This window comes from Rathayibacter sp. YIM 133350, assembly GCF_037404875.1.
GTDB lineage: Bacteria > Actinomycetota > Actinomycetes > Actinomycetales > Microbacteriaceae > Orlajensenia.
Genome location: NZ_JBBELO010000026.1, coordinates 1 through 25,441, shown reverse-complemented (window position 1 = coordinate 25,441; position 25,441 = coordinate 1). Strand labels below are relative to the sequence as shown.

Genomic DNA, 25,441 nt, shown 5'->3' with positions numbered 1-25,441 from the left:
AAGGCAACACCCACGTGAGCACCGCGGCCGAGTCCGAATACCGCATCGAGCACGACACCATGGGCGAGGTGCGCGTTCCCAAGAACGCCCTCTACCGCGCCCAGACGCAGCGGGCGGTGGAGAACTTCCCGATCTCGGGATCAGGGTTGGAGTCGGCGCAGATCGCCGCGCTCGCCCGCATCAAGAAGTCGGCCGCCCTCGCGAACGAGCGCCTCGGCGTTCTGGACGCCGACGTCGCCCAGGCCATCGCGGCCGCGGCGGATGACGTGATCACCGGCCGCTACGACGCCGAGTTCCCCGTCGACGTCTACCAGACGGGCTCGGGCACCTCGTCGAACATGAACATGAACGAGGTGCTCGCGACCCTCGCGACCGAGCGGCTCGGGCGCCCGGTTCACCCGAACGACCACGTGAACGCGTCGCAGTCCTCGAACGACGTCTTCCCCACCTCCGTGCACGTCGCCGTCACGAGTGCACTCATCGACGACCTCATCCCTGCCCTCGACCACCTCGCGGTGGCCCTCGAGGCCAAGGCCCAGGCCTGGGCCGGCGTGGTCAAGTCGGGTCGTACCCACCTGATGGATGCCACCCCCGTGACGCTCGGACAGGAATTCGGCGGCTATGCCCGCCAGGTGCGCCTCGGCATCGAGCGCGTGCGCACCGCGCTCCCCCGGGTCGCCGAGGTGCCGCTCGGCGGCACCGCCGTGGGCACCGGCATCAACACTCCGGCCGGCTTCCCCCAGTTGGTCATCGAACTGCTCCAGCAGGAGACCGAGCTGCCCATCACCGAGGCAGCCGACCACTTCGAGGCCCAGGCCAACCGCGACGGCCTCGTCGACGCATCCGGAGCCCTCCGCACGATCGCCGTCAGCCTCACCAAGATCTCGAACGACATCCGCTGGATGGGGTCGGGACCGAACACCGGGCTCGGCGAGCTGCACATCCCCGACCTTCAGCCCGGATCCTCCATCATGCCGGGCAAGGTGAACCCCGTCATCCCCGAGGCCGTGCTCATGGTCGCGGCACGGGTGATCGGCAACGACGCCACGATCGCCTGGAGCGGCGCATCGGGCGCGTTCGAGCTCAACGTGCAGATTCCGGTGATGGGAACGGCGCTGCTCGAGTCGATCCGCCTGCTCGCCAATGCGAGCCGGGCCCTGGCCGACAAGACCGTCGACGGGCTCGAGGCCAACGTGGAGCGCGCCGCCGCCCTCGCTGGCATGTCGCCCTCGATCGTGACACCGCTCAACAAGATCATCGGCTACGAGGCGGCCGCCAAGATCGCCAAGCACTCGGTGGCCAAGGGCATCACGGTGCGCGAGGCCGTTCTCGACCTCGGCTACGTCGAGCGCGGCGAGCTCACGCTCGAGCAGCTCGATGCCGCGCTCGACGTGCTCTCGATGACGCGCCCGCCCGTCGCGAAGTAGGCCGCGCCGAGCAGGGCCTCCGAAAAGCGAGGCGATCTTCGCCGACCCGCCGCCCGGACGCGGATCCGGGCGGCGCGTCGCGCGAAATCGCCTCGCTTCTCGGAATGTCCTCGCTTTTCGGGAGGGGTCCGGGTCAGGCGGGTTCGTTGCCGTCGAGCAGGTCGCTCACGAGCGCCGCGATCGCCGAGCGCTCCGAGCGGGTGAGGGTGACGTGTCCGAACAGCGCGTGGCCCTTCAGCGTCTCGATGACCGAGGCGATGCCGTCGTGCCGCCCGACCCGCAGGTTGTCGCGCTGGGCGACGTCGTGGGTGAGCACGACCCGCGAGTTCTGGCCGATGCGGCTGAGCACCGTGAGCAGCACGTTGCGCTCGAGCGACTGGGCCTCGTCCACGATCACGAACGCGTCGTGCAGGCTCCGGCCGCGGATGTGCGTGAGGGGAAGCACCTCGAGGATGCCGCGTGCGACGACCTCTTCGAGCACGTTGTCGCTCACGACCGATCCGAGGGTGTCGAAGACCGCCTGTCCCCAGGGGTTCATCTTCTCGCCCTGGTCACCGGGCAGGTAGCCGAGCTCCTGGCCGCCGACCGCGTAGAGCGGGCGGAAGACCATGATCTTCTTGTGCTGCTGCCGCTCGAGCACGGCCTCGAGGCCGGCGCACAGCGCGAGGGCCGACTTGCCCGTTCCGGCGCGACCGCCGAGCGAGAGGATGCCGATCTCGGGATCCAGCAGCATGTCGATGGCCAGCCGCTGCTCGGCCGAACGGCCGTGCAGGCCGAACACGTCGCGATCCCCGCGCACGAGCCGCATCTCCCCGGGCCGGCTGATGCGCGCCAGCGCGCTGCCGCGGTCGGAGTGGATGACGAGGCCGGTGTTGAGGGGCAGGTCGGCGACCATGCGCGACTCGATGAACTCCTGCTCGTAGAGGTCGTCGATCTCGCGTGATCCGAGGGTGAGCTCCTGCATGCCGGTCCAGCCGGAGTCGTGCGCGAGCTCGGCCCGGTACTCCTCCGCCGCGAGCCCGATGGAGGCGGCCTTGACGCGCAGCGGCAGGTCTTTGGAGACCACCGTCACGTCGAGACCGTCGTTGGCGAGGTTCAGGGCGACGGCGAGGATGCGCGAGTCGTTGTCCTTCAGCTGCAGCCCGCTGGGCAGCACGGTCATGTCGGAGTGGTTCAGCTCCACGCGCAGAGAGCCGCCATCGCCGACCGGGATCGGGAAGTCGAGGCGCTCGTGCTGGATGCGCAGGTCGTCGAGCGTGCGCAGCGCCTTCCGCGCGAAGAAGCCGATCTCGGGGTCGTGGCGCTTGGCTTCGAGCTCGGCGACCACGACGACGGGCAGAACCACCGCATGTTCGGCGAACCGGAACAGCGCGCCCGGATCACTGAGGAGCACGGACGTGTCGAGCACGTACGTGCGCTCCGCCGTCTGCACCGCTGCCGAACGTGTGGACTGCCCTTGGGTTCCTACGTTGGTCACAACCGCTCCCACCCCGAGTTCACTCGGAACGTTCGAGGCGGCCACGTGGCGGTGATATCGAGCCGTCTAGGTGGCCGACCCGATCAGGCGCCTTACCTGATGAGGCGAACCTACGTCTGCCCGGCGACATCGGGGTGAACGACACGCGGCGGATTTCACCCGTTCACAATCGCTCAGTACACCGCCGCCGTGCCGTAGGAGACGAATGCACCGCGCAGCATCTCGACGGTGTCGTCGGAGAGCGCGGCGTGCACGCTCAGGCGCACGGTTCCCAATCGGTGCGTCGCCGTGATGCCGTGGTTGAACAGGGATGCGGTGAGAAGTGTCAGCTGGTCGGCCGGCGGCTCGAGCACGATGAGCCCCGCACGCTCACGCTCGTCGCGGGAGGAGGCGACCGGGATGGCGAACTCGTCGGCGAGCTCGATGATCCGGCTGACGTTCGTGCGCACCGCATCCTCGAGCACGGCCACGCCCACGGCGTTCATCTCCTCCAGTGCCGCGGCGAATCGCGCCTGCGCGATGCGGTCGGGGTTCGTCACGCGGAACGCGCGGGCGCCGGTCGCCGGCGGAGGCACCTCGTCCCACGCCTCGGGCTCCTCCGTGCCGGTGTATCCCGAGATCACGGGCGTCAGCCCATCGAGGGCGCGGGCGCTCAGGGCCATGAACCCGGTGCCCCATCCGGCGCGGCACCACTTCTGGCCGCCGGAGACGACGACGTCGGCCACCTCGTAGGGGGCGTCGACGATGCCGAAGCCCTGGATAGCGTCCACGATCAGCAGCCGGTCGCCGATCACCTGGCGGATGCCGTCGAGATCGGTGACGTAGCCGGTGCGCGAGTCCACGAGCGTGACCGCCACGGCGGCCGTGGCATCCGTCAGCTGCTGCTTGACCTGCCCCGGGGTGACGCGCCCGAGCTCGGTCTCCAGCCAGACCGGCCGCACGACGTGCAGCGCCTCGGCGGCGCGCACAGCCGAGATCGGAAGCGTCGGGAACTCCCCGCCCGAGAGCAGCACCTCGCCGGTCACCCCGAACATGGCGTGGGTGATGCCCATCGAGGTGTTGGGCTGGGTGACGACCTGGTCGACGGGGAAGCCCGTCGCCACGGCGACGGCCTCGTGCAGCCGCTCCTCCTGCTGCTCGAGGGCGTCGAGCGAGCCGAATCGCGCCTTCGCGAGCATCTCGTGCCACCCCTGCGCCTCGGCGACCACGGCACCAGACAGCGGTCCGACGCGGCCGTAGTTCAGGTAGCCGGGTTCCTCCAGGAATCCTGCCGCGTAGTCCTCGAGCGCGCTCATCGGGTCCTTCCTCGTCGTTGTAAGGGGCCGACGCCGTGTGGGGTCTCGCCGCCGTATGGATTGCGCATCAACCGCCGAACCGCCGATGCCGTCTCGCATAGTCGCGCAGGGCCCGCAGGAAGTCCACTTCGCGCAGGTCGGGCCCGAGAGCCTCGACGAAGTAGAACTCGCTGTGCGCCGACTGCCACAGCATGAAGTCGCTCAAGCGCTGCTCCCCCGACGTGCGGATGACCAGGTCGGGATCGGGCTGCCCTCCCGTGTAGAGGTGCTCGCCGATAAGCTCGGGGGTCAGCCGCTCCGCGAGGTCCTCGAGGCTGCGGCCTTCGGCGTGGTGGTCGGCCACGATGCTGCGCATCGCATCCGTGATCTCGGTGCGGCCTCCGTAGCCGACGGCGAGGTTGACGTGCATGCCCTCCTTGCCCATGGACTGCTCCTCCGCGCTCTCGAGCGCGGCCACGAGCGGCTGCGGCAGGCCCGCGGTCGAGCCGACGTGCTTGACGCGCCAATCGCGATAACGCGAGAGGTCGTCGGCCAGCTCCGCGATGATCTCGATGAGGTCGCCGAGTTCGTCGGGCGAACGATTGCTGAGGTTGTCGGAGGAGAGCAGGTACAGGGTCACGACCGAGATGCCGAGGTCGTCGCACCATTCCAGGAACTCGCGCATCTTCGCGGCGCCGGCTCGATGCCCGTGCGAGGCACTCGAGAAGCCGAGCTGCTTGGCCCAGCGACGATTGCCGTCGATGATCATGGCGACGTGGTGCGGCAGCGCCTCCGTGTCGAGGGTGCGACGCAGGCGGCGTTCGTAGAGGCCATAGAGGATGCCACGCCCGAGTGGTTCCCGCCTCTTCTGCACGTGACAACGGTAGTGCACGGCGCGAGATGCGCTTCCCGGGTGCTCAGCCGCCGAAGGAACCGAACCCGCCGCTGCCCGACTTGACGGAGTGGCCGAATCCCGAAGACTTGCCCGACGAGCCGAAGCCGCCCGTGAGAGGGGCGCGGGATCCCACCTTCGCCGAGGCCGGCGCCTTCTCTGCCACATCGGACGGGGCCGAGCCGGGCGCCGCGAAACCGCCCGCCTGCACGGGCGCCCACGATGAGACCCGCGAGCTGTTCCAGCGGGAGCCGGCGAACAGCAACGGGCCCAGCCAAAGGCCGGCACCGTAGTGGCCCTGGTAGCGGTCCGAGGACTCGCAGAGCTGCTCAGGGGTCTGGTCGACGCTCTTGCCGTCCTGCCGCAGCTTCTCGAGCTGTTCGGCGACATCGGCCAGGCATTCCTCCTTGGAGGCGTACACCGGACGCTCAGTGTCATCGGGAACCACGTACTTCTCGCCGTCCGCGCCGGTGACCACCGTGCCGTCCTTCGGAAGCGAGGAGCATCCGGCGAGCGCGAACAACGCTCCCGCGACGCCGACCATCGCGGCCGCGCGAGTCGTGCGAGACGCGGCGACGCCGGTCAGGGTGAGGCTGCCCCGCCGCGTGGGTTCCCTGCTCACGGTTCCTCCTGCTCGATGAAGTGCGGCACGAACTCGGCGAGGTCTCCGGTGATCGGACCGGAGGTCTCGCGGATGTCGATGCCGACCGGGTCTTCGCCGACGACCCAGCTCCCGATGATGGCAGTCTTGCCTGAGATCGGGGTGAGGCCGGCGCGTTTCTGGAACACGAACCCCTCCTCGCCGTACTCTCCCGGCTGGGAGGCGACGACCGCTCCGTCGGCTCCGAACATCGTGACGTTGGCGCCCTCGCGCCCGAGCCGGGGCTTGGAGACGTAGGGAACCCCCCAGAGCTCCTCCGGCGAGGCGTAGGCGGGCAGGAGGTTCGGATGCCCGGGGAAGAGCTCCCACAGGACCACGAGCAGCTGCTTGTTCGACAGCAGCATCTTCCACAGCGGCTCGACCCACTGGGTGCGCCACCTCGAGGCCTCGAGGAACCCGGCGAACTGCTCCTGCCGCATCCACTCCCACGGATAGAGCTTGAAGATGTGGGTGATGTCGGCTCCGTCAGCGTCGACGAACTGGTTGCGCTCGAGGTCGTACTCGATGTCCTCCATGAAGATGAGCCGGGGCGTGAAGCCGGCCTGCTTCGCGGTCTCCGCCATGTAGGCGACCGTGTCCGCATCCTCGACGATCAGAACGCCATCGCCCGAGTCGTGCAGGGAGGCCAGGTGCAGGGTCGAACCCTCGGGCAGGTTCCAGCGCGTGACGCGAATGTGCTGCCACTGCTCGACGAGGGCCTCGTGGATGCTGTTGAACTGGTCGGCCTGCTCCCCGTGCACGTCGATCAGCCATTGCCACTGCGCCGCGGCCGACTCCACGAGCGAGGTGGGGGTGTCTGCGTTGAACTCGAGCATCTGCACGGTGCCCTCGGCAGGGTCGTAGGCGAGGTCGAACCGCCCGTAGACGGTGGGATCGTCGTCGTCCCACGAGTGCTTCACCCGCTCACGCAACAGCAGCGGCACCCCGAATTCCGCCAGCCGGTCGGAGCGCACGACGTGCTCGACGGCGTCCATGCACCGGTCGAACAGCTCCTTCGTGGCCCTTTCGAGGGTCTCGATCTCGGCCCGGGTGAAGCTGTACGCGGCGCTCTCGTTCCAGTAGGGGCGCCCGCCCTCGGATTCCAGGTCGTAGAAAGTGAATCCGACCGCGTCGCAGCGCCGCCGCCAGTCCGGGCGGGGCGTGCTGGGTATTCGGAGCAAGCGGGCCCCCCTCGTGTTTTGATGGAGCTGATCTCCCGCCACGATCGCACAAAGGATGCCGCCCGTGTCGAGCAAGCCGATTCTCGCAGGAGCACTCGTGCTCGGCCTGTGCGGCTGCGGGGCGGATCGCGGCGCCTCCGATGCGGAGTGCGCACTGGTCGATGAGGCCGTTCAGGCCATCAGCGCCACCCTCGAGCGCATCTCCGGTCCCGATGACGCGCGCATCGCCCTCTCCGCGATGGAGCCCGACATGAGCGCGCTCGCGGCAGCCGCGGGCGGCATCCGGAGCACGGCGCTGCGCCGGGCGGCCACCGATCTCGCCGGCGGCTACGCCGCGCTGCACGACTCCGCCACCGACCTGCTCGACCTCACTGCGGCGGTCGGAGCCGATACGGCAGCCGATGCGCAGTCCGACCGCCTGCGCGAGCGCCTCAGCGACGCCGACGAGTGGATCAGGTCGGCCTCGCTGCGCTACCGGAACATCTGCCTCGAAGGCTGAGAGGAAGCCACCGCGTGCTGCCGTAGAGTGTCGGCATGAACGCCCCGGAGAGCCGCGAATCGGAGGACGTGCGCGAGCAACTGCACGAACCGATCGGCAACCTCACCGCGTCGGATGCCGCCGTGGCGGCCGACGACACCCGCGGACCCGAGCTGCCCAACATCCCCCTCGTCGACGCCTCCCCCGCCCATCCGAACGACATCAAGCCGACCTGGCGCGGCTGGATCCACGCGGCCACCTTCCCCCTCGCCCTCGCCGCGGGAATCGTGCTCATCTGCCTCGCCGACGGTACGGCCGCCAAGTGGGCATCGGCCGTGTTCATGGCCACGTCTCTGCTGCTGTTCGGCAACTCGGCCCTCTACCACCGCTTCGACTGGAAGCCGCGCACGAAGGTCGTGCTGAAGCGCATCGACCACGCCAACATCTTCCTGCTCATCGCGGGCACCTACACCCCGCTGGCGATCCTGGCCCTGCCGCCTCAGAAGGGCACGCTGCTGCTCGTTCTCGTGTGGGCGGGGGCGATCATCGGCATCGGATTCCGCGTCTTCTGGATCAACGCGCCGCGCTGGCTGTACGTGCCCATCTACATCGCCCTCGGCTGGGCGGCGGTCATGTACCTCGGCGACCTGCTGAACGCCAACGCCGCAATGATGGTGCTCGTCATCGTCGGCGGAGTGCTCTACACCGGCGGCGCGGTCGTCTATGCGCTCAAGCGACCGAACCCCTGGCCCGGCCGATTCGGCTTCCACGAGATCTTCCACGCCTGCACGCTCATCGCGTTCCTGTGCCACTGGACGGCGACGCTGCTGATCGCCCTCGCCCCCGCCTACAACGCGTAGGGCGGCTCACTCAGCGGGTCGGGGCGTCAGGATCCTCGGTCGCGGGCGGCGCGGCCGCCGGGGCATCCGTCGTCGCCCCGCCGTCGTGGAGCTGCTCGGCCGTGAGGCGCTCGCGCACCTGGGCGCGATAGTTGGTGCGGCGCACGCGGCGCACCATGTCGAGGATGAGCAGCACGGTCGCCGCGGCGATGAGGAAGGTGATGATGAATCCGACGATGCCGGGGGTCACCGTGTCTTCGTCCGGGGTGACGGGGGGCGTCGTCGCGAGGTGAACGGATGCCTGGACCAGCAGATCGTTGATGCTCCCGAGCACGCGTCGTTCTCCCTCGTTGTGCGGCGTTAGCCTTGGTGTACCAGCCTAACCGCCGCGGGCTCGCGCCCCGTTCAGGAGGAATCCACTCACCGCCATGACCGCACTCGACGAACGCTACGGCCGCACACGCAGCCGTCGGCGACGCGACCTGTGGATCGTGGCCGGCGTGGCCGTGGCATTCGTCGTCGTCTTCGCCGCCTGGGTCATCTGGGCCGGTCTGGACGGCACGAGCTCGAGCATCGACACCGAGGACACCAAGCACGAGATCATCGACGCCCACAGCGTGAGCGTCACCTTCGAGATCTCCATGGCGCCCGGAATGACCGCGAGCTGCGCCGTGCAGGCCCTCGACGAGGACTTCTCCATCGTGGGCTGGAAGGTCATCGACATCCCGGCCTCGAGCCAGTACACGCGATCGTTCACGGAAGTCTTGCGCACCGCAGGGCAGAGCAACACGGGTTTGATTAAGGGCTGCTGGCCGACCTAATATAGGCCATTCGCCCCGGCACAGGGCGTGTGACGAACCGGGCGCCTCAGGCTCCCGGCTCCACCCGCCCGGATCGCCGGGGCCGCGTTCTATCCCCACTCTCTCTTCGAGGAGCACTGATGACCCAGGATGCCGCTGTCAGCTGGCTGACCCAGGATGCATACGACCGTCTCGCTGCGGAGCTCGAGCGGCTGAGCACGGTCGGGCGCGAGGAGATCGCCAAACGCATCGAGGCCGCGCGCGAAGAGGGCGACCTGAAGGAGAACGGCGGCTACCACGCTGCCAAGGACGAGCAGGGCAAGCAGGAGGCCCGCATCCGTCAGCTCACCGAGCTGCTGCGCACCGCCGAGGTCGGCGAGGCACCCGAGAGCCACGGCGTCGTCGAGCCCGGAACCGTCATCACGGCCCGCATCGCCGGTGACGAGAGCACCTTCCTCATCGGCTCCCGTGAGATCGCCGGCGACAGCGAGCTCGACGTCTACAGCGAGCAGAGCCCGCTCGGCGCCGCGATCGTCGGCCTGTCGGTCGGAGACTCGACGACCTACACCGCTCCGAACGGACGGGAGATCAGCGTCGAGGTGCTCGGCGTCGAGACCTGGACCGGTCGCTGAGCGAGCTCCTCGTCAGAGGATGCGGGGGTCGTAGCCGCCCGCGCGCAGCGTGTCGACGACGTGCTGCTTGTGAGCGGGACCGCGCGTCTCGATCGAGAGCTGCAGTTCGACGTCGCTGATCTGGCGACCCGCCCCGTGCCGCGTGTGCAGCACCTCGACGACGTTGGCGTTGGCCTCGGCGACGAGTTCCGACGTGCGCGCGAGCTGGCCGGGACGATCCGGCAGCATGATCGAGATGGTCAGGTAGCGCCCGGAGGCCGCCAGTCCGTGACTGATGACGCGCTGCATGAGCAGCGGGTCGATGTTGCCGCCCGAGAGGATCGCGACGACGGGGCCCGTGCTCTTCACGGCCCCCGCCAGGATCGCGGCGACGGAGACCGCTCCGGCGGGCTCGACCACGAGCTTCGCGCGCTCCATCAGCACGATGATCGCGCGGGCGACATCGTCTTCGGTGACGGTCACGATCTCGTCGACGCTCTCGCGGATGATCTGGAAGTTCAGCTCGCCCGGCGTGTAGACCGCGATGCCGTCGGCGATGGTCGGCAGCACGGGCACCGACACGGGGTACCCCGCGGCGAGCGAGGCGGGGTAGGGCGCGGCGTTCGCGGCCTGCACGCCGATGATCCGCACGGTGCGGCCCTCGGCATCCGCGCGCTGGCGGATGGCGCTGGCCACCCCGGAGGCCAGCCCTCCTCCGCCGATGGGAACGATGACGGTTCTCACGTCGGGCGCCTGGTCGAGGATCTCGAGGCCGAGGGTTCCCTGGCCCGCGACGACGTCGGCGTGATCGAACGGCGGGATGAGCACCGCCCCGGTCTCCTCGGCGAATGCCGCAGCGGCAGCGAGGGTCTCTCCGATCACGTCACCGTGCAGCACGACGTCTGCGCCGTAGTCCCGCGTGGCCTCGAGCTTGGGCAGTGCGACCCCGATCGGCATGAAGATGGTGGCGTCGATGCCGAGTTCGCGGGCGGCCAGCGCGACGCCCTGGGCGTGGTTGCCCGCCGACGCCGCCACGACCCCGCGTGAGCGCTCATCGGCATCCAGCGCCGCGAGGCGATTGTAGGCGCCGCGGATCTTGTACGAGCCGGTGCGCTGCAGGTTCTCGCACTTGAGGTAGACGGGTGCACCGAGAACCTCGGCGAGATAGCGCGAGCTCTCGAGCGGAGTGACGCGGGCGACCCCCGCCACGACCTCCCGAGCGCGCTCGAAGTCAACGAGTTGGGGCCCGACCGCGTGCGCTTGTCTCACTCCGCCATCGTATGAGAGAGCCTATGCGTCTTGGGACATGTTCCGACGTCGACCAGGGCGTGCGGCCGGAACGGTCTGCCAGATGGCGTTCCCGGCCGGGGCGGGGGGCACGGGCGGATGGCTCTTCCAGGCGCCGCTCGACACGTAGCGCACCATCACGTTCAGCACAGCGGCGAACGGGACCGCGAACAACGCCCCGGGGATGCCCGCGAGGAGCGATCCGGCGGCTACGACGAGCACGACGGCGAGGGGATGCACCTTGACGGCGGTTCCCATGACCAGAGGCTGCAGGATGTGGCCCTCAACCTGCTGCACGAGCAGCACGACGCCCAGGAGGATGAGGGCGATGAGCCAGCCGTTGTAGACGAGGGCGACGACGCACGCGAGCGCACCGGTGATGACGGCACCGACGATCGGGATGAACGACCCGAGGAAGACCATGACGGCGATCGGTATGGCCAGCGGCACGCCGAGCAGGAAGGCACCGAGGCCGATTCCGAAGGCGTCGATGGTCGCCACGAGAATCTGCACGCGGGCGAAGCTGCCGAGGGTATGCCAGCCGGCCCTGCCCGCGCCGTCGACCGCCGCCCGCGCATTCCGCGGGAACACCCGCACGATCCAGCCCCAGATCCCCTTGCCGTCGATGAGGATGAAGATGAGGCTGAACAGGGTCAGCAGCAGCCCGGCTCCGACGTGGCCGAGCGTGGAACCGACCGAGAGCGCACCGCTGATGAAGACCTGGCTGTCGGCCTGCAGGCTCTTCCACGCGCTGTTGATGTAGTCGTTGAGCTCGGACTCGCTCAGCTGCAGCGGCGAGGCCAACAGGGCGGCCTTCAGGTCACCGTACGAGGTGACCGCCCGATCGCTCAGGTCGCTCCACCCCCGTGCGATCTGCGTGACCACGAGAACGACGAGTCCACCGACGATGGCGATCGTGCCGACGAGCGCGACCACGACGGCGAGCCACTTCGGCCAGTGATGGTGCTGAAGGAAGCCGACGAAGGGAACCAGCAGGGCGCCGACGAGCACCGCGATCAGCAGCGGGATGAGGATCAGGCGCAGCTGGATGATGAGGAAGATGAGCACCGCGGCGACCGCGGCGATGAGCAGCAGCCTCCACGACCACCCCGCGGCCAGGCGCATGCCGTTGGGGATGGATCTCTCGACGCTGAACGGCGGCTCCACGACGACGGGCTCCTCACTGCGGGTGAGCAGCACACGGTTCCACCACGAGCCGCCCTGCGGTCGGCTCGCCCCCCGGGGGGTCTCCGGCTGGTTCTCAGTCATTCGGTCAGTCTAGGAGTCCCGATTCCACCGGATCAGGGGCTTGCGCACACCTCACCTGCGCTCCACCCCGCGTCCGAGGCGACTGCTAGCCTCCCAAGACAATGGTTGATTCGATGTCCGCCGCCCTCGCCCGACGGGTCGCACTGGCCGCTCAGGGGTTCGGGCGCACCCTTCCGCCCGCCGTCGGCACCCGTCAGCTGAACGGCGCCATCGACCGCCTCGGCCTGCTGCAGATCGACTCGGTGAACGTCTTCGAGCGCTCGCACTACCTGCCGCTGTTCGCGCGCCTCGGCGGCTACGACAAGGCGCTGCTCGACCGGCTCGCCTTCGCCCGCTCCGGCCGCTACATCGAGTACTGGGCGCACGAGGCGGCCATCATCCCGACGCAGACCTGGCCGCTGCTGCGCTGGCGCATGGACGAGTATCGCGACCGATACGCGAGCAACCCCGCCGAGTGGCCGAGAGGTGAGAGCGGCCTCTACCCGTGGCTGCTCGAGGAGCTCGCCCGCAATGGTCCCCTGCCGGCCAGCGCCATCGAGCACGAGGCGAATGTGCGGCGCGGTCCGTGGTGGGGCTGGTCCGACGTGAAGCGCAGCCTGGAGGTGCTCTTCCGTACGGGCGCCGTCGTCTCGGCGGGCCGCACCCGGTTCGAGCGCACGTACGCCCTTCCCGAGCAGGTACTCCCCCGTGAGGTGATCGAACGCGACGTTCCACGGGACGAGGCGCACCGCCAGTTGGTCGAACACGCCGCCCGCGCTCACGGCGTCGGCACCGAGAAGGACCTCGCCGACTACTTCCGCCTGAAGCGCGCGGATGTGGCTCCCGCCATCGCCGACCTCGTCGACGCGGGCATCCTGCTGCCGGTGAAGGTCGACGGCTGGAAGAGCGCCGCCTGGCTGCACCGCGAGGCGCGCCTGCCCCGACGCGTCTCGACGCAGGCGCTGCTCTCGCCGTTCGACCCCGTGGTGTGGGAGCGCGCGCGCACGGAGCGTTTGTTCGACTTCCACTACCGCATCGAGATCTACACCCCCGCCGAGAAGCGCGTCTTCGGCTACTACTCGCTGCCGATCCTCATCGACGACGCGCTCGTGGGCCGCATCGACCTGAAGAGCGATCGCCAGTCCGGCGTGCTGCGGGTGCAGTCGGCGTGGCTGGAGCAGGGGGTCGCCGCGGCATCCGTCGCCGAGATCGCCGCACGCACGGCCGGGCTCGTCCGCGCCGCGGCGGTGTGGCAGGGGCTCGGCGGCGTCGCCGTGCAGGATCGCGGAACCCTCGCGCCTGCCCTCGCGGCGGAGCTCGTCGCTGCGGTCGGAACCGCCTAGAACCGTCCGCCGATCTGGTTCAGCCGGGCGATGCGGTCGGCGATCGGCGGATGCGTCGAGAACAGCCGGCTCATCAGGCTCGGCTTCAGCGGATCGGCGATCCAGAGGTGGGCCATCGACGAGTTCTGCCGACGCATCGGCGCGCCGTACGCGCCCAGCTTGGCGAGCGCGCTGGCGAGGCCCTCGGGGTGGCGGGTGATGAGAGCGCCGGTGGCATCGGCCAGGTACTCGCGCTGACGCGAGACGGCCGCCTGCACGATCGCCGCGACGATGGGCGCCACGATCATCGCCACGAGCCCGAAGACGAGTACCACCGGGTTGGAGTTGCTGTCGCGGTTGCGGCCGCCGAAGAACGCCATGCGCAGGAACAGGTCGGCGATGAAGCCGATGGCCACGGTGAGTCCGAACACGATCATCGAGACGCGGATGTCGTAGTTCTTCACGTGACCCATCTCGTGGGCGAGCACGCCCTCGAGCTCGGAGTCGTCCATCATCGCGAGCAGGCCGGTGGTCGCCGCGACGATGGCGTGCTGCGGGTCGCGTCCCGTCGCGAACGCGTTCGGCGCGGGATCGTTGACGATGTAGACCTTCGGCATCGGCAGGCCCTGCGAGATGGCGATGTTCTCCACGGTGCGCCAGAGGCGCGGGTCGTCGTTCTTCGAGATCTCGACGGCACCGGTCATCAGCACGGCCTGCGACGCCGCGAAGAAGTACTGTACGAGCGCGTACAGGGCCGCCCCCACGATGACGACCACCGCGATCGTCGCGCTGTTGTAGACGTACGCGGCGAGCGCGCCGAGGCCGCCGATGATCAGCAGGAAGAACAGGATGATGAAGACGGTGTTGCGCTTGTTCCTGGCTATCGCGCTATACAACGACGTCCCTTAGAACTGCACGCGCGGCGGCTCGGCGATCGCCGCCGCATCCGCGACCTCGAAGAAGTCGCGCTCGCCGAAGCCCAGTCGCTTGGCGAAGACGTTGTTCGGGAACACCTTGATCTTGGTGTTCAGCTCACGCACGCCGCCGTTGTAGAAGCGTCGCGCGGCCTGGATCTTGTCTTCGGTGTCGACGAGCTCGGACTGCAACTGCAGGAAGTTCTGGCTCGCCTGCAGCTGGGGGTAGGCCTCCGCAACGGCGAAGATCGAGCGCAGCGCCTGCTGCATGTGGTTCTCGGCCACGGAGGCCTCCGCCGGTCCCTGCGCGGAGAGGGTCTCGGCACGGGCACGGGTGACGGACTCGAAGACGCCCTTCTCGTGGGCGGCGTAGCCCTTGACCGACTCGATGATGTTCGGGATGAGGTCGGCCCGTCGCTTCAGCTGCACGGTGATGTCGCTCCACGCCTCGTCGACACGCACGTTGAGCGTGACGAGCGAGTTGTAGGTCGCCCACAGGTAGATGCCGAAGATGAGGATCAGCACGACGACGACGATCAGGGCGATGAGCCATTCCATGGCGAGACTCCTAGTAGAGCGGATCAGTGCCGATCAGGGGCGGATCGAGGCGGTCCCATACTAATTGGCGGGCGGGCGCTCACGGTGTCTTCTCACCACACTCAAAGCAGAGCACCGCATCGGCACCCCGAGGGCGCCGACGCCGTTGCGCCACCTGCGCGGCCCTTGCGCCAGATCTTTTGGCGCAACGGCCGAGCAACTGGCGCAACACGGTAGCGCGTATGCTCCAACCGTGGACGAAGACGACCGCGACGGAACCGCGGACGCCGCGATCGACGTGCGCGGGCTCAGGGTGCGGCGCGGCACGGCGGAGGTGCTCCGCGGGCTCGACGTGGGAGTCGAGCGCGGCGGGGTGATCGGCCTCCTCGGTCCGAGCGGCAGCGGCAAGACGACGCTCATGCGCTGCATCGTGGGCGTGCAGGTCACTCACGGCGGCAGCGTGATCGTTCTCGGCGAGGATGCGGGCAGCCCCCGGCTGCGTCGCCGCGTCGGGTACGTCACCCAGGCCGCGAGCGTGTACGACGACCTCACCGTGCGGCAGAACCTCGCCTACTTCCGCACGGTGCTCGGCGCGGCGGCCTCGGACGTCGACCGCGTACTCGACCAGGTCGAGCTCGCGCCCTACGCCGGCCGGTTGGCCGGAACGCTCTCCGGCGGCCAGCGCAGTCGCGTCTCGCTCGCCGCTGCGCTGCTCGGCAGTCCGGAACTGCTCGTGCTCGATGAGCCGACCGTGGGACTGGATCCCGTGCTGCGGGTTGAGCTCTGGGCCCTCTTCCACCGTCTCGCCGACGCCGGCGTCACCCTGCTGGTCTCCAGCCACGTCATGGACGAGGCCACGCGCTGCGACCGACTGCTGCTGCTGCGTGAGGGCGAACTCCTCGCCGACGACACCCCGGCGGCGCTGCTCGGCGCCACCGGTGCCTCCGACGTCGAGAGCGCCTTCCTCGCCCTCATCGCCCAGCACGGTGGCGACGCGCTCGAACGGGAGTCCGGCCGGGCCGGCCGCCACGCTCACCGGGCGGATGCGCGATGAATCCGTCGAGAACCCTCGCCACCGCCGGCCGCGTGCTGCAGCAGATCCGGCATGACCCGCGCACCGTGGCCCTGCTCGTTCTGGTGCCGAGCCTGCTCATCGGCCTCGTCGCGTGGATCTTCGACGAGACCGACCTCTTCAGCGATATCGGTCCGGCGATGCTCGCCCTGTTCCCGTTCATCGTGATGTTCCTCGTGACGAGCATCGCGACCCTGCGCGAGCGCCGTACCGGAACGCTCGAGCGGCTGCTCTCCATGCCGCTCGGCAAGGGCGACTTCATCCTCGGCTACGCCCTCGCCTTCGGCGTGCTCGCGATCGTGCAGACCGCGGTCGCCGTCACGTTCGCCGTCTGGGTGTGCGGATTGAGCATCGAGGGCAGTGTCTGGCTGCTCTTCGCCGTGGCCATCGCGGATGCGCTGCTCGGCAATGCGCTCGGGCTGCTCGCGAGCGCCTTCGCCCGCACCGAGTTCCAGGTCGTGCAGTTCCTGCCGGTGTTCGTGTTTCCGCAGGTGCTGCTGGCCGGCATCTTCCTCCCCCGCGACCAACTGCCCGAGGTCCTGCAGAGGATCAGCGAGTGGATCCCGCTCAGCTATGCCATCGATGCACTGACCGCCGTGGCCGACGGCACGCACGACGCCGGCTATGTCTGGACGAAGATCGGCGTGATCGGCGCGTGGGTCGTGGGCAGCATCGTGCTCGGCTCGATCACGCTGCGTCGCCGCACGCCCTGACCGGTCGGCGTCCGCATCCGGATGCCGTTGCGCCACTTGGGCGGCCGTTGCGCCAGATCTTCTGGCGCAACGGCCGGGAAGGTGGCGCAACACGAGAGGTCAGGGGCATCCCCAGTAGGTGACGCCCTCCCACACGATGGGCACGAGCGTGGCTCCCGGGCAGGGTCCGCAGCCGGCGACCGGGCCGGATGCCGCGGCCGCGGGTGCCGACGCTCCGGCCGCGGCCGGGGCCGGGGCCGAGCCGGCGTCTGCGTCACCCGACCAGGATGACCGAGCCGCATCCGCGGAGACCTGTGCGGCCTGCGCAGCAGCAGCAGCCGCAGCGGCGGCGGCGGCGGCCTCGGCCTGGGCGCGTTGGGCCGCGATCCGCGCGTCTTCCGCCGCCTGCCATGCGGCGACCTCGTCGGAGACGGCCTTCTCCGCCTCGCGCAGACGGTACACGGCATCCGTCACGCTCGCGCTGCGGGCAGCCAGACCGCGGCGCACCTGATCCCGTGCGGACGACAACCTCTCGAGGCCGGATGCGGTGGCCTTTTCGGCGCTCACCTCGGCCAGCGCGCCGGCGTTCACGAATTCCGCTCGGGCCGCGTCGGCGGCCGCCTGCCAGCGGCTGTCGGCGAGGTCGAGGCTCGTCGAGCCCACCCCGATGCGGTGGGATACGGCGGCGACGGCGGCGGCACGCAGCGCTTCCTGCCGGGCGCCCTGCGCACTCGTCTGGGCCGCTGCCGCCGTCGTACCCGAAACGACGATGACAGCGGCCAGCAGAACGACGAGCGAGGTGCGGACACGGTGGTACAGGGGTGCGGAATCGATGCGGGGCATCGGGTCTCCTTCTGGCGGTAGGGCGCCGGCAACTGTAGGGAGTCACAGGAGGCAGTGCGTGCCGGCCGCCGTGGCCGACACCCACAGAATCCCAACCCCGTGCAGAGCCTGTCAAACCCCCGTCGCGCCGGGCGTTGTCCCCCTCCCTCCCGCACGGGGGTCACCGTGAGCGATCTTCACCTACTCGGGATTTCCTGATCAGCGAACAAATGAGCGCACGCTCGGCCGGCGAAGGATGTCACCCCAACTGGGGCGTCAGCGGCGACGCTGCGATCCCGTCTCGTGGGTCCGCTGCCGCCGGCCGGGAGCGGTGCCGAGCACCCGATCCAGGTACGGATTCGCGAACAGGCCGTCGGGATCGAGGCGGTTGCGCAGGGCCACGAAATCGTCGAACCGCGGGTAGATTCCCCCCAGCTGCTCCGCCTCGAGCGAGTGCATCTTGCCCCAGTGCGGGCGACCGTCGTGGGCCCGCATGATCGCCTCGACGGCCGTGAAGTACTCCGTAGGATCCTCGCGGTGATAGCGGTGCACGGCGACGTAGCCGCTCTCGCGCCCCGAGGCGGTCGAGAGCCAGAGGTCGTCGGCGGCCGCCGAGCGCACCTCCATCGGGAACGAGACCCGCCAACCCTTCCGATCGATGAGCCGGCGCACCTCGCGCACCGCATCCGGAACGGCCGCACGCGGCAGGGCGTACTCCATCTCGCGGAACCGCACGGTGCGGTTCGTCACGAAGACCGACGTCGAGACGTCGGTGAAGTCGCGGTTGCCCGAGAACCGTTCGGCGAGGCGCGCGGTTCCCGGAACGGATGCGGGGGCCAGCCGGCCGAGCGCGCAGAGCACCCGATAGGCCCCGTTCGCCATGAGCTCGTCGTCCATCCACCGCGAGAATCGGCCGAGCGGAGCCCGCGGCGCCTCGAGAGGCAGGCGGGTGTTGGTCTTGGTCAGCGCCGTCTGCGTGTGCGGAAACCAGTAGAACTCGAAGTGGTCTGCCGCGGCGCTGCGCTCGAGGTAGCCGTCGAGAACCTCCTCCAAGCCCTCCGGCCGCTCCCGCGCCTGCAGCAGGAAGGCCGGCTCGAGCGCGAGGGTCACGTCGACGAGAACGCCGAGCGCGCCGAGCCCGAGGGCAGCGGCAGGCAGCAGTTCGCTGTTCTCGCGCTCGCTCACGTGCAGCAGCTCACCGGCCGCCGTCACGAGCGTGAGCGCCCGCACCTGCGTCGCGATCCCGCCGAAGCCCCCGCCGGTTCCGTGGGTTCCGGTCGAGATCGCACCGGCGATGGACTGCCGGTCGATGTCGCCCATGTTCGTCATGGCGAGCCCGTACGGCCGCAGCAGGCCCGGCAGCTGGTGCAGCCGGGTTCCCGCCGCCAACGTGACGTGGCCACGGCCCTCGTCCACGGAGAGGATGCCCGTGAGATCGTTCAGGTCCAGTTGCACACCGGGCGCCACGGCGATGCCCGTGAAGCTGTGCCCGGCACCGACCGGTTTCACGCCGAGACCGGATGCGGCCGCCGCCTGCACAGCGCGCAACACCGCCGCCGCGCTCGAGGGCCGCTCGACCCGCACCGGCCGCACCGCCTCCGTCCGGCCCCAGTTGCGCCAGGTCGCACCACTCGCCGTCACAGGAACGCCTTCCCCTCGCCGCGGTAGGTCGGAAGCGAATCGACCACGCCGCCGCCGTCGACGACGGCGAACTCATTCACGTGCTCTGAGAGCTCCCCCGACTTGGTGTGCCGCGCCCACACGCGATCGCCGACCCGCAAGGAGCGCGCGGCGGGTCCGATCACGGGCGTCTGCACCTCGCCGGCCATCTCGCGACCGACCATCTGCAGGCCCTGCGGCCAGACCAGCTGCGGCAGGCGATCCGCCGCCGCCGGCCCCGATGCCACCCAGCCGCCGCCGAGCAGCGTCGCCGTTCCGGGCGCCGGCCGGCGCACGACCGAGAGCGCGAAGGATGCCGCGGGCGCGGGCCGGAAGCGCGCGTAGTTGTCGAACAGGTGGCCGCCGAAGAGCCCGCTCCCAGCCCCGATCTCGGTGACGGAGGAGTCTTCCGAGGTGGATTCCAATGATCCGGTGCCGCCGCCGTTGACGAACTCGAGCTCGACGATCTCGCGCACGGCGGCGACCGCCTGGCCGCGTCGGCGGTGCAGTTCCTCGACGGACTGGCCCTGCATCCAGCGCTTGAGTGCCCCGTCGAAGGGCTTGCCCACCGGCGCATCGCCGACCCCGGCGATCTGCGCCTCGTAGGCCATCATGCCCACCAGCCGGAATCCGGGGCGCTCGCTGATGTAGCGGGCCAGCGAGGATGCCGCGTGTGCGTCGTGCACCGGTGAGCGCCAGACCCCGATGTGACCGAGGAGCGCGGAGTTCCACGACGCATCCAGTTCCAGGCACACACGGATGCTCTCCCGCTGGCCCGGGGGAAGCACGGCGTCGATGAGGTCGAGCTGGGCCGGGGAGTCGACCATCAGGGTCACCCGGGCAGCGAGCTCCGGGTCGGTCGCCAGCCGGCGCAGGGCACCGCGCTCCGCGGTCGGATAGCCGACCACGACGTCGTCGATGCTCTCGGCGAGCCAGAGCGCCTCCGCGAGCGTGTAGGCGAGCACGCCGGAGAAGCCGGGAACCTTCAGCACCTCCTCGATGACTCCGCGCACCCGCACCGACTTGCTCGCCACGCGGATGGGCGTCCCGCCCGCACGCCGGAGCATGTCGTGCAGGTTGTGCCGGAGCGCGTCGAGGTGCAGCACGGCGAACGGCGCGTCGAGTTCGCGGGTGGCGGCATCCAGGGCCGGCCAGTACGCGGCAGGATCCATCCAGGGAGAGGACGAGGGGTGCTTCTGAAGGTCGAGCATCACTTCACGCTCCTGACGCGTGTCACGGCGAGCGCTCCCAGTGCCGCGCAGACGGCGGCGAGCGTGAAGAGGCCTTGAAACCCGTCGAGCGCGGCCACGAGCAGCGCTCCGAGCAGGGGGGCGATCGCCTGGGGAACCGCGAGTGCGATGTTCATGATGCCGAGGTCCTTGCCGCGGGTCGCGGGATCGGGCAGCACCTGCGTGGCGAGGGCCTGATCGACCGAGAGGAAACAGCCGTAGCCGGCGCCGAGCAGCGCGGCGCCGATCATCGCGACCGTGAGGTCGGGCACGAAGGCCAGCAGCAGCGCCGCGATGGCCTGCAGCGCCGAGGCGACCGCCACGAAGATGCGGCGGCGGCCGAGACGGTCCGAGAGCCGCCCGAGCCCGATGGAGGCGAGGATCACGAAGACCATGTAGATGAGCGTGAGCACGATGAGGTCATCCTCTGCGTGTTCGTCGTCGAGGCCGAACATGAGGAAGTACAGCAGCAGGGTGGTGCCGAAGGCGTTGCCGAAGTTGACGAGAACGCGCCCGAGCAGCGTCCAGCCGAAGTCGGGGTGGCGACGAGGGCTGATCCAGAACTCATCGAGCATGCCGCGTGCCGACAGCCGGGCCTTCTGCGCCGGCGCGAGCACCGCATCCGGAAGCATCAGGAAGGGGATGCTGAGCACGAGCAGCGCGAGAGCCACGGCGAGGTACCCGGCGAACTGCCCGACGAAGACGAACATGACCAGCACGAGCCCGAGGATGGTGCCGACGGCCTGGGGGGCGGCGAGCCAGCCCGAGACGTAGCCGCGCTGGTCGACGGGCACCTGGTCGGAGATGGTCGCCGTGAGCGCAGCCGTCATCACGCAGAACCCGGTGAGGGTGAGAGTCCAGCAGATTCCGATGCCCACCATGGTGGTCTGCAGCCCGAGGGCGACGAGGGCGACAGCGAAGAGCAGCACTCCCCCGAGAATCCACGGGCGACGGCGACCGAAGCGCGAGGTCGTGCGATCGGAGAGGGCACCGGTCAGGGGGTACGCGATGATGGCGGCCACGCCCGCGATACCGGAGATCAGGCCGAAGGCGACGACGGAGTCCACCCAGTTCTCCGGGTGCAGCTCACGATCCACCTGTTGCGGGAGCAGCAGCTGGATGGGGGTGAGCTGCGCCATCCAGATGCCGAGCCAGGCGGCCGCGAAGGCGGCGATCCAGCCGCCGGTGACCCGGCGGCTCGGCTCGGCGAAGACGGCCGGGGCCGGCGTCGCGGTGGTCGGTGCCATCTATTCGTCCGCCATTCTCGCGACGGCATCCGCCGCGTTCTCGATCAGCCGGGCCGTCGCCGCATCGTCGCGGTCGACCAGCCAGGCCAGGGTCAGTCCATCGGTCAGTGCGACGAGCAGCCGGGCGATGTCGTCGATCGGCAGCGCCCAGCGGATGCCGCTGCGCTCGGCCGCGACGAGCAGGGCATCCGCCGCGAGCGCGTGGTAGCGCGCATACTGGCGTGCCGCCAGGTTCTGCATGCCCGGGGTGCGCAGGGCGTGCAGCGCGAGCTCGTTCACGGCCTGCTCGCGCTGCGGATTCTCGCGCAGCAGCCCGAAGTACCGGCTGAGGCCGGCACGCACGACCTCGCGCACCCCGCCCTCGGGAATCTCGTCGGGGAGGATCGCCACCTGCTCACCCTCGACGACCCAGGCGATGACCTCAGCCATCAGTTCGTCATGCGAGGCGAAGGCGTAGTGGAAGCTCGCGAGCGACATGCCCGCCTCCGCGACGATCGCGCGTGTCGTCGCGGCCGACACACCGCCGCGGGCGATGACCCGAACGGCCGCCTGCACGAGCGCGGCGCGGCGCTCGGGGGCGGGGATACGAGGCATGCGCGGCTCCTCACGCGGCGATGGGCGAAAAGTGGGACGGTCGACCCAGTTGGATCGTCGCACCAGTATGCACCATCGCGCAGCCTGTCCGACTCAGAGGGCCGCGGACCCGGTCGTGTCGCCCTCAGCCGGGTGAGCATCCGCTTCGGGCAGCGGCTCCCGGGCGGTCTTCGCCCACGTTCGCCGCCCCGAGAGTTCGCGGAACAGGCCGAGCCCGAGCACGGGGAAGACGATCCACGAGTACACGGTGTACGGCAGCACCAGCCCGATCGCGATGGGGATGCGCTTCCACCCGGTGTTCTGCAGCAGCAGCGAGAGCAGCCCCGGACCGAACCCGAGAGTCAGGAAGATGACGAGGGTGATGTTGCTGAACGGCCAGAAGGGCACGTTCAGCACGCGACCCACGACGATGGATGCCACCAAGCCCGCCCCCGTGACGAGTTGCAGGATGGGGGTGATGAGGTAGTAGAACCCGTCGAGCGCGGCGAGAGGCGGCCTCAGCCGGTACTCCGTGCCGGCCAGCGGCAGGCACTGCCAGTTGCCCTGCGCCCAGCGCGTGCGCTGCCGGTACAGCCTGCGCAGGTTCGGAACGCCCTGCTGGTTGATCTCGGCGCCGTTCTCCTGGCCGCCCCTCCAGCCCTTCTGCAGCAGGCGCACGCCGAGGTCGAGGTCTTCGGTCAGCCGGTCACGCCACGGGCCGCGCTCCGCCTCGTCGTAGACGTCGGCGAGCGCGCTCAGCCGGTTGAACTGGCCGTTCCCGCCCATCATCGCAGTTCCCCATCCCGCCCGACCCGCCTGGAAGACGAGGCCGAAGCTGCCGAACTCCACGTCCTGCGCCCAGGTCAGGAAGCTCTGCCGGTTGTAGATGCGCACCCGCAGCTGCACCCCGCCCATCCGGGGATCGCGAAAATGCCAGGCGACGCGCTCGGGGGTGTGCACGTCGAGCCGGCCGTCGGCATCCGTCACCGCCACGATCACCCGGTCGACGGGCCACGCCGCCCAGGCGCCCGTCGTAAGCACCGTGTCGCGGATGTACCGGTAGGCGGCGTTCAGCGCGGCGCCCTTGCCGATGTGCGCGTCGGGTGGCACTCGCGTCATGACCATGAGGTGGGAGTCCTCGATGCCCTCGAGCACGGCGGCCGTGTTGTCGATGGACCCGTCGTTGATCGCGAAGATCACCTTGTTGGTCGCCTGCACTTTGAGCAGCCGTTCGACACTGTCGGCGATGGTGACCTCTTCATTGAGCGCGGGAACGAGGAAGATCCAGAGGAACTCGTCTTCACCGGGACCCTCCCCCGTCCGCGCTCCGCGCTCACGGCGGCGACCGAACACGATGGCGCTGATCAGCAGGGTCAACACGGAGAGGAATGAGGTGAGCGTGATCGCGAAGACCACCCAGAAGAACACCTGCAACCAGACGGGGAGCCCGCCGAAGAGGTCCCACCAGGCGCGTTCGCCGCTCACTGCAGGTCCGAGACCATCCGTGAGGAGTCGATCCTCTCCTCCGCGGGGGTGGTGAGGTCGGCCATGAAGGCGAGCAGCGACGCCGGGTCGACCGAGTACCCGCCGGCCACGAGCACCTTGTGCCGGTCGAAGGGAGGGCCGAAGGGCGCCGGCGCGGGCGATCCGAAGGCCACGTGTGCTGCCGCCGCCACGATGCGCTCCGCCGATTCTCCGTCTCCGTACGGATTGAGCCGGCCGGCGCGCTCGTTGCGCAGGTCGGGACTGTCGAGCAGCCGGCTCGCGGCGTCGACAATGCGCTCGACCTGGGTGCCGACGAGCTCGACCGTGCCTGCCGCGACACCCTCCTGGCGCTCGGTCTCCTCGCGGGCCACGAGCACCGGTGTTCCGAGGGCGGGCGCTTCCTCTTGGATGCCCCCCGAGTCTGAGATGGCGAAGTAGGAACGATCGATGAGGTGGGCGAACTGACCGTAGGGAAGCGGTGCCGTCAGGATGACGTTGTCCCTGCCGTCGAGCACCTCGGTCAGTATCGCCCCGACCTCGGGGTTCGGGTGCACGGAGACGACGAAGTGCACGTCGGGATAAGCGTCGGAGAGCTGTTCGACGGCGGTGGCGATGCGCCGGATTCCGGCACCCCAGTTCTCGCGCCGATGGGTCGTGACAAGCACGACGCGCGTGGAATGATCCTCGTGCAGCTTCTGCAACCGGGGATCGGCGAAGTCGGGGTGCACCTGGGCGGCGAGCTTGAGGGCGTCGATCGCGGTATTGCCGCAGATGAAGATGCGGCCGCGGTCGATCCCCTCGTGTTCCAGATTCGCGGCATTCTGGGCCGTCGGAGCCAGGTGCAGGGCGGCGATGCGCGAGATCACCTGGCGATTGAATTCCTCGGGATACGGCGACAGGATGTCCGAGGTGCGAAGGCCCGCCTCGACGTGCACGACCGGGATGCGCATGTGGAAGGCGGCGACGGCGGATGCGGCGGCGCTCGAAGTGTCGCCGTGTACGAACATCGCCGTCGGATAGCCGGAGGGCGCCACACCGAGCTCCGCACCGCGGGGCTCCCCGAATGCACCCTGGATGAAACGCTGCACTCCCGTCATGACCGAGGCGAAGAGTGCGTTCAAGCTCATGCCGGGGGTCGTCGCGTACAGCGTGACGTCGGGAACGATGTTCGCCATGGCGAACACGTCGGCGACCATCTTGCTGTGCTGCCCTGTCGAGATCACGACGGCGCGGAAGCGCTCGTCCGCGCGGAACGCGATGATCAGCGGGAGCATCTTGATGGCCTCTGGCCGGGTACCGACGACCAGGACGATCGTGGCACCACTCTCGGGCCTGCGCTCATCAGCCATGACGCCAGCGTAGGACGGCGAACCCTCCGCCACCAGAGCGCGGGAGGTGGCGTTCCCTTCGACAGGCTCAGGGAACAGTTCTCTACGAAAGCCCACCACCGCGGTTCGCTGAGCCTGTCGAAGCGCGGTGACGTGCCTGCCCGAGTCCTGTTCGCTGAGCCTGTCGAAGCGTGGTGACCTTCCCGACGTGGGTGGCGTTCCCTTCGACAGGCTCAGGGAACAGCCCCCTGCGAAACCCCACCACCACGGTTCGCTGAGCCTGTCGAAGCGCGGTGACGTGCCTGCCGAAGTGGATGGCGTTCCCTTCGACAGGCTCAGGGAACAGCCCCCTGCGAAACCACATGCCGTTCGCTGAGCCTGTCGAAGCGTCGCAACGTGCCTTCCAA

Annotated in this window: 25 protein-coding genes; 8 read left to right on the top strand and 17 right to left on the bottom strand. The window is 69.4% G+C overall.

The genetic code is table 11. The features are described from left to right. Window positions 1-14: 14 nt before the first annotated feature. Complete coding sequence (locus WDJ51_RS07905) at window positions 15-1,427, top strand: class II fumarate hydratase (protein WP_337851896.1); 1,413 nt, start codon at window positions 15-17, stop codon at window positions 1,425-1,427. Window positions 1,428-1,560: 133 nt separating this feature from the next. Here WDJ51_RS07905 and WDJ51_RS07900 read toward each other — a convergent pair whose 3' ends face one another. From WDJ51_RS07900 to WDJ51_RS07880, 5 genes are all read right to left on the bottom strand, one after another. Further along, the gene (locus WDJ51_RS07900; RefSeq protein ID WP_337851948.1) at window positions 1,561-2,859 is read right to left on the bottom strand and encodes a PhoH family protein; all 1,299 of its coding nucleotides are present in this window, start codon (window positions 2,857-2,859) and stop codon (window positions 1,561-1,563) included. 218 nt (window positions 2,860-3,077) lie between these two features. Further along, window positions 3,078-4,199: an aminotransferase class V-fold PLP-dependent enzyme gene (locus WDJ51_RS07895; RefSeq protein WP_337851895.1), complete on the bottom strand. Its 1,122-nt coding sequence runs from the start codon at window positions 4,197-4,199 to the stop codon at window positions 3,078-3,080. Between the two features lie 67 nt (window positions 4,200-4,266). After that, on the bottom strand, window positions 4,267-5,052 hold the full coding sequence (locus tag WDJ51_RS07890) for an isoprenyl transferase (protein ID WP_337851894.1): 786 nt from the start codon (window positions 5,050-5,052) through the stop codon (window positions 4,267-4,269). A 43-nt stretch (window positions 5,053-5,095) separates the two neighbouring features. Continuing rightward, complete coding sequence (locus WDJ51_RS07885) at window positions 5,096-5,692, bottom strand: hypothetical protein (protein WP_337851893.1); 597 nt, start codon at window positions 5,690-5,692, stop codon at window positions 5,096-5,098. Further along, entirely contained in the window at window positions 5,689-6,891 is a 1,203-nt protein-coding gene (locus tag WDJ51_RS07880) for a glutathionylspermidine synthase family protein (protein ID WP_337851892.1), read from the bottom strand. Before WDJ51_RS07880 ends, WDJ51_RS07885 begins: the two co-directional genes overlap by 4 nt. A 64-nt stretch (window positions 6,892-6,955) precedes the next feature. Here WDJ51_RS07880 and WDJ51_RS07875 point away from each other — a divergent pair, with 64 nt between their 5' ends. Both WDJ51_RS07875 and trhA read left to right on the top strand, forming a co-directional pair. Beyond that, window positions 6,956-7,390 (top strand): hypothetical protein, encoded by a 435-nt coding sequence (locus WDJ51_RS07875; RefSeq protein WP_337851891.1) that lies wholly within the window; start codon window positions 6,956-6,958, stop codon window positions 7,388-7,390. A 35-nt stretch (window positions 7,391-7,425) separates the two neighbouring features. Next, window positions 7,426-8,229 (top strand): PAQR family membrane homeostasis protein TrhA, encoded by an 804-nt coding sequence (gene trhA, locus WDJ51_RS07870; protein WP_337851890.1) that lies wholly within the window; start codon window positions 7,426-7,428, stop codon window positions 8,227-8,229. Between the two features lie 10 nt (window positions 8,230-8,239). On the opposite strand, the gene WDJ51_RS07865 is transcribed toward trhA, so the two are convergent. Continuing rightward, window positions 8,240-8,542 carry a hypothetical protein gene (locus WDJ51_RS07865; RefSeq protein ID WP_337851889.1) on the bottom strand — a complete coding sequence of 101 codons (303 nt, stop codon included), beginning with the start codon at window positions 8,540-8,542 and terminating at the stop codon, window positions 8,240-8,242. A 94-nt stretch (window positions 8,543-8,636) separates the two neighbouring features. On the opposite strand from WDJ51_RS07865, the gene WDJ51_RS07860 reads away from it, so the two are divergent. Both WDJ51_RS07860 and greA read left to right on the top strand, forming a co-directional pair. Beyond that, window positions 8,637-9,029, top strand: coding sequence for a DUF4307 domain-containing protein (locus WDJ51_RS07860; protein WP_337851888.1), 393 nt, complete (start codon window positions 8,637-8,639; stop codon window positions 9,027-9,029). A gap of 119 nt (window positions 9,030-9,148) precedes the next feature. Continuing rightward, window positions 9,149-9,640: a transcription elongation factor GreA gene (gene greA / locus WDJ51_RS07855; RefSeq protein WP_337851887.1), complete on the top strand. Its 492-nt coding sequence runs from the start codon at window positions 9,149-9,151 to the stop codon at window positions 9,638-9,640. Window positions 9,641-9,652: 12 nt separating this feature from the next. Here greA and ilvA read toward each other — a convergent pair whose 3' ends face one another. Further along, window positions 9,653-10,888: a threonine ammonia-lyase gene (gene ilvA, locus WDJ51_RS07850; RefSeq protein ID WP_337851886.1), complete on the bottom strand. Its 1,236-nt coding sequence runs from the start codon at window positions 10,886-10,888 to the stop codon at window positions 9,653-9,655. 21 nt (window positions 10,889-10,909) lie between these two features. Beyond that, window positions 10,910-12,175 (bottom strand): AI-2E family transporter, encoded by a 1,266-nt coding sequence (locus tag WDJ51_RS07845; protein ID WP_337851885.1) that lies wholly within the window; start codon window positions 12,173-12,175, stop codon window positions 10,910-10,912. Window positions 12,176-12,276: 101 nt separating this feature from the next. Between WDJ51_RS07845 and WDJ51_RS07840 the strand changes: the two genes are divergently transcribed. Beyond that, window positions 12,277-13,497 (top strand): winged helix-turn-helix domain-containing protein, encoded by a 1,221-nt coding sequence (locus WDJ51_RS07840; RefSeq protein WP_337851884.1) that lies wholly within the window; start codon window positions 12,277-12,279, stop codon window positions 13,495-13,497. On the opposite strand, the gene WDJ51_RS07835 is transcribed toward WDJ51_RS07840, so the two are convergent. Together WDJ51_RS07835 and WDJ51_RS07830 are read right to left on the bottom strand one after the other, a co-directional pair. Continuing rightward, window positions 13,494-14,372 carry a M48 family metalloprotease gene (locus tag WDJ51_RS07835; protein ID WP_337851883.1) on the bottom strand — a complete coding sequence of 293 codons (879 nt, stop codon included), beginning with the start codon at window positions 14,370-14,372 and terminating at the stop codon, window positions 13,494-13,496. The genes WDJ51_RS07840 and WDJ51_RS07835 overlap by 4 nt on opposite strands. Before the next feature lie 9 nt (window positions 14,373-14,381). Then, entirely contained in the window at window positions 14,382-14,948 is a 567-nt protein-coding gene (locus tag WDJ51_RS07830) for a LemA family protein (protein WP_337851882.1), read from the bottom strand. 232 nt (window positions 14,949-15,180) lie between these two features. Between WDJ51_RS07830 and WDJ51_RS07825 the strand changes: the two genes are divergently transcribed. Then, the gene (locus WDJ51_RS07825) at window positions 15,181-15,981 is read left to right on the top strand and encodes an ABC transporter ATP-binding protein (protein WP_337851881.1); all 801 of its coding nucleotides are present in this window, start codon (window positions 15,181-15,183) and stop codon (window positions 15,979-15,981) included. Then, the gene (locus WDJ51_RS07820) at window positions 15,978-16,712 is read left to right on the top strand and encodes an ABC transporter permease (protein WP_337851880.1); all 735 of its coding nucleotides are present in this window, start codon (window positions 15,978-15,980) and stop codon (window positions 16,710-16,712) included. The genes WDJ51_RS07825 and WDJ51_RS07820 overlap by 4 nt, the downstream gene beginning before the upstream one ends. A 99-nt stretch (window positions 16,713-16,811) precedes the next feature. Here the strand turns inward: WDJ51_RS07820 and WDJ51_RS07815 are convergent, their stop codons facing one another. From WDJ51_RS07815 to wecB, 7 genes are all read right to left on the bottom strand, one after another. Further along, window positions 16,812-17,534, bottom strand: coding sequence for a hypothetical protein (locus WDJ51_RS07815; protein WP_337851879.1), 723 nt, complete (start codon window positions 17,532-17,534; stop codon window positions 16,812-16,814). A 255-nt stretch (window positions 17,535-17,789) separates the two neighbouring features. Continuing rightward, window positions 17,790-19,154 (bottom strand): D-arabinono-1,4-lactone oxidase, encoded by a 1,365-nt coding sequence (locus WDJ51_RS07810; protein ID WP_337851878.1) that lies wholly within the window; start codon window positions 19,152-19,154, stop codon window positions 17,790-17,792. After that, on the bottom strand, window positions 19,151-20,383 hold the full coding sequence (locus WDJ51_RS07805; RefSeq protein WP_337851947.1) for an amino acid deaminase/aldolase: 1,233 nt from the start codon (window positions 20,381-20,383) through the stop codon (window positions 19,151-19,153). The genes WDJ51_RS07810 and WDJ51_RS07805 overlap by 4 nt, the downstream gene beginning before the upstream one ends. Next, entirely contained in the window at window positions 20,383-21,648 is a 1,266-nt protein-coding gene (locus tag WDJ51_RS07800; protein ID WP_337851877.1) for an MFS transporter, read from the bottom strand. Before WDJ51_RS07800 ends, WDJ51_RS07805 begins: the two co-directional genes overlap by 1 nt. Further along, complete coding sequence (locus WDJ51_RS07795; RefSeq protein WP_337851876.1) at window positions 21,649-22,242, bottom strand: TetR/AcrR family transcriptional regulator; 594 nt, start codon at window positions 22,240-22,242, stop codon at window positions 21,649-21,651. A 93-nt stretch (window positions 22,243-22,335) separates the two neighbouring features. Continuing rightward, complete coding sequence (locus WDJ51_RS07790) at window positions 22,336-23,706, bottom strand: glycosyltransferase family 2 protein (RefSeq protein ID WP_337851875.1); 1,371 nt, start codon at window positions 23,704-23,706, stop codon at window positions 22,336-22,338. After that, the gene (wecB, locus tag WDJ51_RS07785; protein WP_337851874.1) at window positions 23,703-25,055 is read right to left on the bottom strand and encodes a non-hydrolyzing UDP-N-acetylglucosamine 2-epimerase; all 1,353 of its coding nucleotides are present in this window, start codon (window positions 25,053-25,055) and stop codon (window positions 23,703-23,705) included. The genes WDJ51_RS07790 and wecB overlap by 4 nt, the downstream gene beginning before the upstream one ends. Between the last annotated feature and the right edge of the window lie 386 nt (window positions 25,056-25,441).